The organism is Halomonas sp. GD1P12 (assembly GCF_025725645.1).
GTDB lineage: Bacteria > Pseudomonadota > Gammaproteobacteria > Pseudomonadales > Halomonadaceae > Vreelandella.
Genome location: NZ_CP107007.1, coordinates 1,767,397 through 1,780,133 on the forward strand (window position 1 = coordinate 1,767,397; position 12,737 = coordinate 1,780,133).

The window sequence follows — 12,737 nt, forward strand, 5'->3', positions numbered from 1 at the left end:
TACTCGAGTATTAAACCGGCAGGCCCGGCGTTGGCAGCGATAGCGTCTCGAAGGCGTCGAGCCACGCCGGCAGCGCGTCGGATGGCATCGGCTTGGCAATCCAGTAGCCCTGCAGGTGGTCGCAGCCAACCTCGCTTAAAAGCTCGGCGCTGGCGCGATTCTCGACGCCTTCAGCAACGACCTTGAGCCCGAGGCTATGCCCCATTTCGATGGTCGAACGCACGATGGTGAAATCGTCCGCCTGGGTGTCCAGCGCCAGCACGAAGGACTTGTCGATCTTGAGCTCGTTGACCGGCAGGCGCTTGATTTGCGCCAGCGACGAATAGCCGGTCCCGTAGTCGTCGATGGCGATGCTCAAGCCCATACGGCCAAGCTCGAGCAGCGTTCTTGTGGCGACCTCGACATCCTGCATCATCGCGCTTTCGGTTACCTCGACGCTGAGCTGCCGAGCGCCAAGCTGGTACTGTTTCAACAGCGCCGCGATACGTTGGCAAAGCCCGGGGTCCATCACGTCGCTGGTCGACAGGTTGACCGCCACCGACAGGTGGTAATCACGCTGCTTCCAGCGAGCGAGCTGCTCGCAGATATGTGAGAGCATCCAGTTGGTCAGCATGCCGATTTGGCCCGAGCGCTCGGCCAGTGCGATGAACTCGTCCGGCGGAATGAAGCCAAGCGTCGGGTGCTGCCAACGCATCAGCGCCTCGCACTGATTGACGCGTCCGGTGCGCGTATTGACCTTGGGCTGATACGCCATCCACAGTTCACCGTTATCAACCGCGCGCTTGAGATCACGAATCAGCGTGAGCTGGCGCTGGTGTAATTCATCCTGTCCTTGCTGGTAGCGCTGGTGAATACAGCGCTGGCGTTTGGCCATGTCTAACGCGATATCGGCACGGCGCAGCAAAAGTTGAGTCGAGTCACCGTGATCGGGAAAGTGAACTTCGCCGATGCTGAGCGAAGGCGTTATCGGCGAACGATCCAGATGAATGGGCGCGGATAGCGCGGCAAAAAGAGGGCGGCGCCAATCGGCATCGGTCTCGATGTCAACGTGCATTAAAAGCAGTTCATCGCCATCCAGCCGGTAGGCACTACGTCGGCCGCTTTCGAGCTGATGCAATCGCTGGGCAAGCGTTACCAGCACGTTGTCGCCCAGGGCGTAGCCGAAGGTATCCTTGATGTCGCGAAAATTGTTGATCGCAAGGCGCATCAGGATAAAAGCGGAGCCGGCGGCAATGGCGCGCTCTATCTCCTCCTCGGCACAGATACGATTGGGAAGATCCGTTAAAAGATCATGGCGCGACTGGTAGTGAAGCACGGCCTCACGCTTGGCGATCTCGTCTTGCATGGTCAGAAGCGTCGAGGCGAGCTGGCCGGTTTCGCTGTGCCTGGTGCCGCTGGCAAGATCGTCGACGCGCTCACCACGACCGATGCGCTTGGCCGCCGATGCCAGCGCCATCAGCGGCCTGCTGATGCTGCGGGCGCTCCACATGGCCACCACAGCGGTCGCGATCAAAATCAGCGCCACGATGCCCAGAAGCTGCCAGCGAAGCGACCGGTAGGCGCCCAGTAACTCGTTGCGGGAAAGCTGCAAAAGCACGTGGGTTTGGGCGTTGCCGCCGGCGTAGAGCATGCTCGAGTAGGAGAGGTACTCGTCATCTGGCGTCATCTGACCGGTCAACGAGTAATCGCCGTTTTGAAGCTGTTCGCTGTTGTCGTTAATCAGCGTTAAGGCCAGGGCCTCTGGGTGGGAGCTTGAAAGCGAGCTGATACGCCCCTGCTGGTAGGTCACAATACTGACGTCGAGGCCGGTCAGCGCCTTGATCTCGCTGGTGACCGCCTCGTTGATCAAAAAACCCATGCCGACCCAGCCGATCAGATGCGGCGCGCGTACCGGCAGCAATGCAAACTCATAGGGCTCGCCCTCGGTTACCACAACCCCGACTGCCGAGCCGTTAAGGTTGGCGCGCTCGAAAAGCTGGGGAAAGGGCATGGCGCTATCGCGGGCGTGGTGGCTGCCTGCCAGTACGCGGCCATCCAGGTCGGTCAGCAGCACGATATCGGCGTTGGCGCGGGTGCCGTGATTGGCCAGCACCGAATAGAGCGTTTCATTGTCCTGAGTCGATACCGCGCTTTTGAAACCGAAATCGTCGGCGAGAATGGCAATGTTGTTGCCAAGCTGGTCACCGCGGGCGCTCAAGAGCTGTTGGAACACATTGGCGCCGACTTCCAGTCGCTGATTGCCCTTGACGATGATGTCGTTTTGCGTCGCACGCAGAAACGCCGCGCCGGTCGCCAACTGCGACAGGATCACGACGGTAAGCAAAACCAGCATCAAGCGCGTTCTAAAGCGCATGGCGACCTCGGACAGGCGGCGCAGGCAAACACCAGGGCTGAAGGCATGACAAAGCGACGAACAGGGTCACGTTAATGCTCGTTGGCCTGATGAAAACGCTGCTGTAGTGGTGAAAGAGGTGGCGTTTCTGGCGTTAGCGCGTTGAGCTCGAGTTGAACGTTCAGCGGCTGATCACCAGAAATGTTGCCTTCCCACCAGATTTGCTGGCGATCATCGAGTCTTGGGTGCCAAACGCGCACCGCGTGCTCGCCCTCCGGCAGCGTCGGCGTTTGTACCACGCCGTCAGGACCGGTTTTGTCGGCGAAGGGGGCGTCAGTGACGACGATGAACGCCTGCATCTGATCGTGAATGTTGCATCCCAGTACCACGACCCCTGGCTTATCGAACAGCACCGGCTCCGGGGTTTCCTGTAGATACAGGTTGAGCTCAAACGTTTTCGCCGGTGAAAAGGAGTAGACGTGGTGGCGCGTCGTATCCTGGTTGGGAAACGAGACGTAGCTTCCTGCCGGCACGGTGAGCACATGGGGGTGAAACGCCGCCCCGCGTTGATAGATCTGGCCTTCACGCGCCGGCGCCGCGGCGCCGGCGTAGTGGACTTCGACCACCGCGTCTTCGAGCGGGGCGCCAGTGCTGTCGGTCACGGTAACGGTGGCCGCCGACACGCTAAAGGAATAGGTGAAAAGAGCACATGCGGCAAAGCGCGCCAAGTGGTGTCGAACACGTTGAGTGGTTAATGCCACGAAGCCCCCGGCGTTGCTTGATAAGTAGTGAGATCTATCCTGTGGCTTTAGCCACTTCAAGTCATTCTTTACGGCTAACGGTAAGCCAACTTTAGGAAAAAAACAGTAAATAAATTGATCAGGTTTGTACTGATACCGCGTTTTGGCGATCCTTGCCAACGCTACCCGTCGAGTAAGAGCGCGTGAGAAAAAGCCGAACGGTGAGTGGGGTTCACAATGAAATAGCAAGCGTTAGAGCCAGCGAGAAAGCATCGGACACTCTTTGAGTCGCGTGCGCTTGATAGAGAGTAGTGAGGAGAAACGCCGTTTGAGACTAGCGCCAGGCGCTTTGCCAAACCCGCAGTACGCGCTCGGGGTACCAGGTGTTGCCCAAACTGCCGTTGTAGCGGGCAAGCGCTCGGGTAAAATCACCGCTCTCGACGGCCAGATAGTGGGCCAGAATCGTGCAGCCGTAGCGAAGGTTGCGGTGGGGGTCGGTCAAATCGTCGATGGGAAGGCCAAGCTCGGCGACCCAAAAGGGCATGATCTGCATGAGGCCCGTGGCGCCGGCGGAGGAGACCGCGTCCGGCCGAAAGGCGCTCTCCACCTCGATCAGCGCCAATATCAAACTCGGCGGAAGCCCGGCGAGCCGAGCCTCCTGATAAAGCCTTGTGAGCAGTGCGTCGCGCTGGCCGGCATCACTAATGAAGCGCGAAAGCGGCGCGTGCATGCGCGCGGCCCATTGGCGCATCGCGGTGTCCTGATAGGCAGCGCCGTCGAGGGTCGAGCGAAGCGGGGGCTCGGCGGCGCTAACCGCTGGTGCTACCACCAGACATAACGCCGCCAGTGTAAGGGCTGATGTAAGCCGCGCCACCACGCTCGCAGCGAGCCTGCGTCAGGCGTTCAGGCCGGACTTTTCGCCCAAAAACGCGACGATCTGATCTTCGGCGACCATGGTAGCCTCAGCGTCGCGGCGGCCCTTGTACTCGAGCTCGCCGTTATCCAGGCTGCGATCGCCGATCACGATGCGGTGAGGTACGCCCATCAGCTCCAGGTCGGCGAATTTCACCCCCGGGCGCGTATCGCGGTCGTCCAGCAGTACGTCGAAGCCGGCGTTGGTCAGCGTTTGGTGGAGCGCTTCAGAGGCTTCGCGCACGCGCTGGGACTTGTGCGCGTTCATCGGCACCAGCGCCACGTTGAACGGCGCGATGGCGTCAGGCCAGATGATGCCGGCATCGTCGTGGTTCTGCTCGATCGCGGCGGCCACCACGCGAGTGATGCCGATACCGTAGCAGCCCATCCACGGGTGCAGGGTCTTGCCGCTGTCGCCGAGCACCTTGGCGTCCATCGCCTCGGAGTATTTGGTGCCGAGCTGAAACACGTGACCGACCTCGATGCCGCGCTTGATCGAGAGCGTACCGTGACCGTCCGGCGACGGGTCGCCTTCGACCACGTTGCGCAGATCCGCCGCTTGGGGCAGCGCCAGATCGCGCTCCCAGTTGATGCCGAAGTAGTGCTTACCTTCGATATTGGCGCCGGCGCCAAAGTCCGACATCAGCGCAACGCTATGATCGACGATGATCGGCATATCGAGATTCACCGGGCCGAGTGAGCCAAAGCCCGCGCCAGCGGCGGCGCGAATTTCCTCTTCGCTGCCCATGGTGAGCGGGGCGAAAACCTCGGGCAAATTCTCCGCCTTGACCTCATTGAGCTCGTGATCGCCGCGCACCAACAGTGCGATCAGCCCACCGTTGGCAGCGCGCACGATCAGCGTCTTGACGGTTTTCTCGATCGCCAAGCCGTGCTGTTCGACCAGCGCGGCGATGGTTTTGGCGTTGGGCGTATCGACCAGGTGCATCTCCTGGCTGGGTGCTTCGCGCTTGGCATCGCTACCCAGCGGCGCCGCCAGTGCCTCGGCCTTTTCCATGTTGGCGGCGTAGTCGGAGCCGTTGGAGAAGACGATGTCGTCCTCGCCGGAGTCGGCCAGCACGTGGAATTCATGCGAACCAGTGCCGCCGATCGAGCCGTTATCGGCGATCACCGGGCGAAAATCGAGCCCCAGGCGAGTGAAGATGCGCGTGTAGGCGTCATACATGGCCTGGTAGGTATCGGCCAGCGACGCTTCGTCGGCGTGGAAGGAGTAGGCGTCCTTCATGATGAACTCGCGCGAGCGCATTACGCCAAAGCGCGGGCGAATCTCGTCGCGAAACTTGGTTTGAATCTGATAGAAGTTGATCGGCAGCTGCTTGTAGCTCGACACCTCGCGGCGCACCAGATCGGTGATCACCTCTTCGTGGGTCGGGCCAACGCAGTAGTCGCGCTCGTGGCGATCCTTGACGCGCAAAAGCTCCGGGCCGTACTGCTCCCAGCGGCCGGACTCCTGCCATAGATCCGCCGGCTGTACCGCGGGCATCAGCACTTCCTGGCCGCCGGCGCGGTTCATCTCTTCGCGCACGATCCGCTCGACCTTGCGCAGCGTGCGAAGCCCCAAGGGTAGCCAGGTATAGAGGCCCGAGGTCAAACGACGGATCATGCCGGCGCGCAGCATCAGTTGATGACTCACGACCTCCGCATCGGCCGGGGTCTCTTTCAAGGTGGCAATCAGTAGTTGGCTGGCGCGCATGAGCGTGAAACTTCCTTTTGAGTCGGTAATACGTAAAACGTGGCGATCGAAATAGCGTAACGCGGCGCTGTGAGGCGCTTTCAAGCGTTGAATGATTGCATTGTACGAGCACGCGGTAAAGCCGGCAAAATTAACCCCGCCGCTCCGGCGCCGGATGCAATCGTGCTAGACTCCGCCGCTTCAAGGGGTATAACCGACCCGGCGCGCGCTCGAATGAAGGCGCTTTTCTCGCTTGGGGTCACCATCACTTTTAAGGAAGGGAATCGATGAAGCAGCTCAAACGTCGTGGTGCAAGCATTGCTTTGGTGGGAAGTCTCGTCGTGAGCATGAGCGGCTGCGGTACGCTGTTTCATCCCGAGCGCAAGGGCCAGCTCAGCGGCAATGTCGACCCGGTGGTCGCTATCGCCAACGGCGTTGGGCTTCTGTTTTTCATTCTGCCCGGCGTCATTGCCTACGCGGTGGATTTCTCCAACGGTACGATTTATCTCCCGAGCAATACCAGCGCCTCCATCGATACCTTCACGCTCGACGACACCTCGGATCTTGCCTCGCTCGAGCGGATTCTTTCCGACAAGGCCGGCCAGCCGGTCGATCTGCACAACGAATTGATGATCATGGAGGAGGTGGAAAGCCTCGACGAGGCGCTTGCCATGGTGCGCATGTCCGGCGTCCACGATAGCGAGCGCCTAGGCGTTCTTTGATCGCCGGTTGATTCTCCGGTCTCAGGCGCGCTCGCGGGGTCTGGTCAACTTCAGGGTGATGAGCCCAAGGAGCAGTCCCCAGAAAGCGCTGCCGATCCCCAACAGGCTGACACTCGATGCGGTCAGCAAAAACGTTACGATGGCCGCGTCGCGCTCTGCGGCGTTGGCAAAGGCACCGGCCAGCCCGCCGCTAAGCGTACCCAGCAGCGCAATGCCGGCCAGCGCCACGATCAGTGCCTGGGGCAGGGCGTTGAAGAGCCCGGTGACCGTCGCGCCGAATAGCCCCATCACCAGATAGAACGCGCCGGCCGCCGCACCCGCCGCATAGCGCCTTCGCATGTCGGCGTGGGCGTCCGGGCCAATGCAGACCGCCGCGCTGATCGCCGCCATGTTCAGGGCAAAACCGCCCAACGGGGCCAGCGCCATCGTGGCCGCCCCGGTCCAGCCCATCAGCGCCGAACCGTTGGGCTGATAGCCCGCCGCTCTCAGTACCGCCACCCCAGGCAGGTTCTGGGTCGCCATGGTGATGATGAAAAGCGGAATGCCGACGCCGATCAGCGTCGTTGGCGCAAACGCGGGAGCGGTGAAGGCAGGGGCGGCCGGCGTCAGTGGAATGCTGCCCGCGTCGACCTGACCCAGCATCACCGCGGCAACGAGCCCTACCAATAGCACACCCGGGACCGCCAGCGCCGGCCAGAACCGGCGCCCGATCACCCAAGCAACGAGCATGATCATCGGCAGCATCCACTGGCTCTGCATGACCCCGAAAAGTTCCAGCCCGAATCGCAGCAAGATACCCGCCAGCAGCGCCTGGGCAATCGCGTTGGGAATGTGGCGCATCAGCCGCTCGAATAGTCCCGTGACCCCGCATAGCGTGATCAAAAGCGCTGAAAAAAGAAACGCCCCGATTGCCTCGTCCATTGGCACGCCCGGCAAGCTCGTGACCAGAAACGCCGCGCCCGGCGTCGACCAGGCGGTCAGTAGCGGCATGCGGTAGTAAAGCGACAGCCCGAGCGTGGTTAGCCCCATGCCGATTCCCAGCGCCCAGAGCCAGGAGCTAATCTGCGCCGCTGTCGCCCCCGCCGCCTCGGCGGCCTGAAACACGATTGCCGCGGAGCTTGTGTAGCTGATGACGACCGCGACCAGCCCCGCCGTTACGGTCGAAAAACTCGTATCGCGCCAGAGCGAGAAGCGGTAAGGCTGACTGTTTTCTGAGGTGGACATGGGTGGCCCCGATTGCAATTGAACGTTATAACGCACAAACGCGACGTTACCACCGTGCGCTATAGCGCACAATGGCCAGCAGAGGCGACCAGATGGCTTACAGCAGGTAAACGAGGAAAAAGACGCCAAAAAAACAAGCGCCGCCCCAAGGCGGCGCCGGGCGATCAACCGGCCCTATGTGACGGGTCAGGAATGCTTGGAAAGCGAGTGGGATGGCGCTTCATGTAAGCGTGGCAGGCTCTGAGCACGCGTACATCGTCGTACTTGCCGCCGGCGAGTTGAAAGCCCACGGGCAGGCCCTCACTGGTGAAGCCGCAGGGCACGGAGGCCGCCGGCTGCTGGCTAAGGTTGAATGGGTAGCTAAACGAGGCCCACTCTTCCCAGTCGCGCATGTCGCTTCCCGGCGGCACCTCGTGATTGATCTCGAAAGGCGAGAGCGTCACCGACGGCGTCATCAACAGGTGATACTCGCGGTTGAAGTGCTCCAGGCGCTGGGTGATGTAGGCGCGCTCGTTGAGTGCGCGGAAAAACTCCAGCGCCGTCCAGCCTTCGGCTTCCTTGGCATTGGCGACCAGCCCCGGGTCCAAAAGCTCGCGGTGCTTGTCATCGAGCTGCTCCCACTGGTGAAGCGAGGCGGTGAACCAGAGCTTTCTGAAGGTATCGATGGCCGGTGTCAGCCCCGGGTCGACCTCGACCACTTCGGCGCCGAGCTCGGCAAGCGCGTTGGCGGCCTCGCGTACCTTGTCGGCGATCTGCGGGTCGACCGATGCATAGCCAAGATCAGGCGAGTAGCCGATTCGCAGGCCTTCCAGGCTTTTGCCGAGATCCTCGCCCCAGCAGTCGGGCTGGCCGCGGGTGGCGTAGGGGTCGTGGTAGTCGTAGCGGCCGATGACGTTGAGCATCGCCACCGAGTCTTCCACTGAGCGGGTGATCGTGCCCAGATGCGAAAGGCTCGGCTCCTTGGCCGGCGGCCACTGCGGCACCCAGCCGTAGCTCGGTTTGAAGCCGAAGGTGCCCGTGAAGGCGGCAGGGATACGAATCGAGCCGCCGGAATCGCCGCCCTGGTGCAGCACCCCCATGTTCAGCGCCGCCGCCGCCGCCGCGCCGCCGGAGGAGCCACCGGCAGTAAGCCTTGTATCCCAGGGGTTGCTGGTGGCGCCGAACACGCGGTTGTCGGTCACCGCTTTCCAGCCAAACTCCGGCGTGTTGGTCTTGCCCAGAATGATCGCGCCGGCCTCGCGCAGCATGCGCGCCGGCGGGCAGTCGGTGTCGCACAGCGCTTTCGAGGTGGTCAGCGACCCTTCCCGGCAGGGCATCCCTGCGACCTGCGCGAGATCCTTCATCGATACCGGCACGCCGTCGATCGGGCTTAGCGGTTTGCCCTGACCCCAGCGGCGCGCGGAGGTCTTGGCCGCGCTTTCGGCGCCTTCACGGTCGACGTGCACATAAGCGTTCACCTGGTCGTTGAAACGCTCGATACGCTCGAGGGCGGCACGGGTGGCTTCCAGCGGCGACGCCTGCTTATCTTGATAAAGCGTACGCAGGGAGTTGGCGTCCATCAGGCCTAGATCGGTTTCGCTCACGGTAGCTCCTTGTCGATTGTCGTCCTTGGGTGACGCCGCTTGGGGGGCTCCTCAAGCGTCAAGTCGCTGTAAGCCTAGGCAACGAACGCATTAGCTGCAAAACTTGCGCTTTTGATTCTCATCCACGCCCTGCGTACTCGGGGCATGTCAGGAGCCCTGGATGGCAAGCCCACCGACGCCGATCGCCGCGCACGTTACCCATACCGTCAAACGCCTTCGCCGCGAGCGGGCGTGGAGTCTGGACCGCGCCGCGGTCGAAACCGGCGTGAGCAAGGCGATGCTCGGTCAAATCGAGCGGGGGGAGTCGAGCCCAACGGTCTCGACGCTTTGGAAGATCGCCAGCGGCTTTCGCGTGTCGTTTTCGAGTCTTTTTGACAGTGGCGCGGCGACTCGTGAGGCGCTCGAGTGCGACCAGCACGTGCCAGTGTGGGGGGAGGATAGCGTGGGCATGCAGGCGCGGCTGCTGTTTCCCTTCGATCCGCTGTTGGGTTTCGAGATGTTCATGATCGAACTCGCCCCCCACGCGTTGAGCGAGTCCGCCCCGCACGCCGCCGGCGTGGTCGAGCATATCGTGGTGGTGGAAGGCGAGCTTCAGTTTTGTCTGGACGGGCAGTGGCAGTCCCTGAAAGAGGGCGAGGGGCTGCGCTTTTTAGCCGACCGGCCCCACGCCATGCGCAACGCTACCGAAAAGCGGCTGCGCTTTCACGATGTGATCCACTACCTGCCGGGCGCGGCGTCCGGCAACTGAGCGCGCAGCCAGCGGATCTCCTCGGGCCAGTTTGCCGGCTCGACGGTTTCGAGAATCAAGGGGATGCCGTCGGTGCGTTCATCCTGAATGATGGTGATAAACGCCTCCAGGCCGATATTGCCCTTGCCCAGGCTATGGTGGCGATCCACGCGGCTTCCAAACTCGCTCTTGGCGTCGTTCAGGTGCATGCCGCACAGATACTCGAACCCCACCACGCTTCCCAGCTCGTCGAGGGTCTGCTCGGTCGCCCGGGCGCCGCGCAGATCGTAACCGGCGGCGAAGGCGTGGCAGGTGTCGATGCACACGCCGACCCGGCTTTTATCCTCGACGTGCTCGATGATGGTGGCGAGATCCTCGAAGCGCCAACCCAGATTCGTGCCTTGCCCGGCGGTGTTTTCGATCACCGCGGTGACGCCCTGGGTTTGATCGAGTGCCAGGTTGACGGATTCGGCGATACGCAGCAGACAGTCGCGCTCGCTGATCTTTTTCAGAAAGCTTCCTGGATGAAAATTCAACAGCGAAAGCCCTAGCTGCTCGCAGCGCTGCATTTCGTCGAGAAACGCCGCGCGGGACTTCTCGAGGCCTTCGGCTTCCGGGTGACCCAGGTTGATCAGGTAGCTGTCGTGGGGAAGGATCTGGTTCGAGGCGAAGCCGTGCTTTTGGCAAGCCTTCTTGAACGCGCTAATGGCCTCGATGGTCAGGGGTTTGCCTTTCCACTGGCGCTGATTCTTGGTGAATAGCGCAAACGCGTTGGCGCCGATCTCGACGGCGCGGTGAACGGCCTGATCCGGGCCGCCGGCCGCGCTAACGTGCGCACCGATATACTTCATGACAACTTCCCGAGGTCTGCGAGTGTAACGCTATTATGCCGGTTAACGCTGATCCAAAAAACGCTTGAACGTTTCCGGCTGGTCGGTGATCGCGCTCGAGACCCCCCAGGCCCAGCGGGGCTCGAAGGCGCTCGGGTCGTTGGGGGTGTAGCAGAGCACCTTATAGCCCGCCTCGACCATCGCCATGGCCTGGGAGCGCTTGAGCCGCGTCCAGTCCGGGTGAACGCTGAATGCCTCGAGCTCTTCACACAGCGTTTGCCAGCGCGCGGGCGTGGCGCCGAACAGCACACCAAGGGCCAGGCGGTCGGGGCCGGCAAGCGTTCGGCAGCGCCTGAGCGCCTTTTCATCGAACGAGGAGACGATACGCCGCTCGGCGGGGATTCGCTCCATCAGCGGCGGCAGCGCCGCATCGACCAGCGCATTGGCGTCGCGGCCCTTGTTGACCTTGATCTCGAGATTCACGCCCATGCCGAGCTCGTCGAGAAGCGCGAGCATCTCGTCAAGCGTCGCCATTTTCTCACCGGCGTAGCGGTCGCAAAACCAGCCGCCCACGTCGAGCGCCCTGGCGCTTTGCAGGCTAAGCTTGGAAAGCTCGCCGCGCCCGTCGGAGCAGCGGCGAACGTCCTGGTCGTGCCAGATGACCGGCGTGGCGTCGCCCAAAAGCTGCACGTCGAGCTCGACCCAGGTAGCGCCGGCATCAAACGCGGCGCGTACTGCCGCTAGCGTATTTTCCGGGGCGGCAGCCGAGTAGCCGCGGTGGGCGACGAGCGCCGGTAACAAAATGCCGGGGTGCGACATGGGAATTCACCGAGTGCTGGTTGAAAACGCTCAGTCTAGCATGGGCGTATGACAACCCAATGGCACCGCTTGATTTATAACGGTTAACGCGGTTGGATGACGCTCTTTAGCCGTTCACTCACACAGGAGAAAGTGGTCATGGCCAAGCGGATCGAGTTTGCAACAACCGGCGGCTCAGACGTGCTCGAGCTCAAGGAGGTCGACGTCAAGGCGCCGGGCAAGGGCGAGGTGCGCATCGCCAATAAGGCGGTGGGGCTCAACTTCATCGATATCTATTTTCGTACCGGACTCTATCCCGCGCCCGGCATGCCCTCGGGGCTGGGCACCGAAGGCGCCGGCGTGGTAGACGCGGTGGGTGAGGGCGTAAGTCACTTGAAAGAGGGCGACCGGGTCGCCTACGCCCAGGGCCCGCTGGGGGCCTACGCCGAGCTGCACACGCTGCCCGCCGACAAGGTCGTAAAGCTCCCCGACGGTATCGACTTCGAAACCGCCGCGGCGAGTATGCTCAAGGGCCTGACGGTGCAGTATTTGCTGCGCCAGACCTATGAGCTCAAGGGGGGTGAGACCATTTTGTTTCATGCCGCTGCCGGTGGCGTGGGCTCCATCGCCTGTCAATGGGCCAGGGCGCTGGGCGTAAAGCTGATCGGTACCGTGAGCTCAAACGAGAAAGCCGCGCTTGCCGAGAAAAACGGCGCCCGGGCGACGATCAACTACTCGAAAGAGAACGTGGTCGAGCGGGTGCGCGAACTCACCGGTGGCCAGATGTGCGACGTGGTCTACGACTCCGTTGGCAAGGATACCTGGGAGACCTCGCTTGATTGTCTGAAGCCGCGCTCGCTGATGGTCAGCTTCGGTAACGCCTCGGGCCCGGTCGAAGGTGTCAATATCGGCATTCTCAACCAGAAGGGGGCGCTCTATGTCACGCGCCCGAGCCTCAACGGTTACGCCGACACCCGCGAGCGCCTGGAGCAGATGTGCAGCGAGTTCTTCGAGATGATCGAAAGCGGCAAGATCGACATCGACGTGGCCAACCGCTATCCGCTGGCAGAGGCCGGCAAGGCTCAGGATGCGCTGCAGTCGCGCCAGACGACCGGCTCGACCATCCTGCTTCCCTGAATTCGAACCTGAAGGCCTGCTTGATGCCACCCCAGAATCGGG

General features: G+C 62.2%; 11 protein-coding genes. 3 read left to right on the forward strand and 8 right to left on the reverse strand.

Going from position 1 to position 12,737, the window contains the following annotated elements; genetic code table 11:
• Positions 1-10: 10 nt before the first annotated feature.
• The 4 genes from OCT39_RS08230 to OCT39_RS08245 all read right to left on the reverse strand — a co-directional run bounded on the left by OCT39_RS08230 (position 11) and on the right by OCT39_RS08245 (position 5,695).
• The gene (locus tag OCT39_RS08230; protein ID WP_263587166.1) at positions 11-2,353 is read right to left on the reverse strand and encodes a putative bifunctional diguanylate cyclase/phosphodiesterase; all 2,343 of its coding nucleotides are present in this window, start codon (positions 2,351-2,353) and stop codon (positions 11-13) included.
• Positions 2,354-2,424: 71 nt separating this feature from the next.
• On the reverse strand, positions 2,425-2,994 hold the full coding sequence (locus OCT39_RS08235) for a methylamine utilization protein (RefSeq protein WP_263587167.1): 570 nt from the start codon (positions 2,992-2,994) through the stop codon (positions 2,425-2,427).
• A gap of 412 nt (positions 2,995-3,406) precedes the next feature.
• Positions 3,407-3,949, reverse strand: coding sequence for a transglycosylase SLT domain-containing protein (locus OCT39_RS08240; protein WP_412031140.1), 543 nt, complete (start codon positions 3,947-3,949; stop codon positions 3,407-3,409).
• 18 nt (positions 3,950-3,967) lie between these two features.
• Complete coding sequence (locus OCT39_RS08245; RefSeq protein ID WP_263587168.1) at positions 3,968-5,695, reverse strand: proline--tRNA ligase; 1,728 nt, start codon at positions 5,693-5,695, stop codon at positions 3,968-3,970.
• A 266-nt stretch (positions 5,696-5,961) separates the two neighbouring features.
• On the opposite strand from OCT39_RS08245, the gene OCT39_RS08250 reads away from it, so the two are divergent.
• The gene (locus tag OCT39_RS08250; protein ID WP_263587169.1) at positions 5,962-6,396 is read left to right on the forward strand and encodes a hypothetical protein; all 435 of its coding nucleotides are present in this window, start codon (positions 5,962-5,964) and stop codon (positions 6,394-6,396) included.
• Between the two features lie 21 nt (positions 6,397-6,417).
• Here OCT39_RS08250 and OCT39_RS08255 read toward each other — a convergent pair whose 3' ends face one another.
• On the reverse strand, positions 6,418-7,620 hold the full coding sequence (locus tag OCT39_RS08255; protein WP_263587170.1) for a benzoate/H(+) symporter BenE family transporter: 1,203 nt from the start codon (positions 7,618-7,620) through the stop codon (positions 6,418-6,420).
• Between the two features lie 164 nt (positions 7,621-7,784).
• Positions 7,785-9,203, reverse strand: a complete 1,419-nt coding sequence (locus tag OCT39_RS08260; protein WP_263587171.1) for an amidase — start codon at positions 9,201-9,203, stop codon at positions 7,785-7,787.
• A 160-nt stretch (positions 9,204-9,363) separates the two neighbouring features.
• On the opposite strand from OCT39_RS08260, the gene OCT39_RS08265 reads away from it, so the two are divergent.
• On the forward strand, positions 9,364-9,951 hold the full coding sequence (locus OCT39_RS08265; RefSeq protein WP_263587172.1) for a helix-turn-helix domain-containing protein: 588 nt from the start codon (positions 9,364-9,366) through the stop codon (positions 9,949-9,951).
• On the opposite strand, the gene nfo is transcribed toward OCT39_RS08265, so the two are convergent.
• Both nfo and OCT39_RS08275 read right to left on the reverse strand, forming a co-directional pair.
• Positions 9,921-10,781 carry a deoxyribonuclease IV gene (gene nfo / locus OCT39_RS08270; RefSeq protein ID WP_263587173.1) on the reverse strand — a complete coding sequence of 287 codons (861 nt, stop codon included), beginning with the start codon at positions 10,779-10,781 and terminating at the stop codon, positions 9,921-9,923. The two genes, OCT39_RS08265 and nfo, sit on opposite strands and share 31 nt — an antisense overlap.
• Positions 10,782-10,823: 42 nt before the next feature.
• Positions 10,824-11,579: a glycerophosphodiester phosphodiesterase family protein gene (locus OCT39_RS08275; RefSeq protein ID WP_263587174.1), complete on the reverse strand. Its 756-nt coding sequence runs from the start codon at positions 11,577-11,579 to the stop codon at positions 10,824-10,826.
• A 138-nt stretch (positions 11,580-11,717) separates the two neighbouring features.
• Between OCT39_RS08275 and OCT39_RS08280 the strand changes: the two genes are divergently transcribed.
• Positions 11,718-12,695, forward strand: a complete 978-nt coding sequence (locus tag OCT39_RS08280; RefSeq protein ID WP_263587175.1) for an NADPH:quinone reductase — start codon at positions 11,718-11,720, stop codon at positions 12,693-12,695.
• Positions 12,696-12,737: the final 42 nt, after the last annotated feature.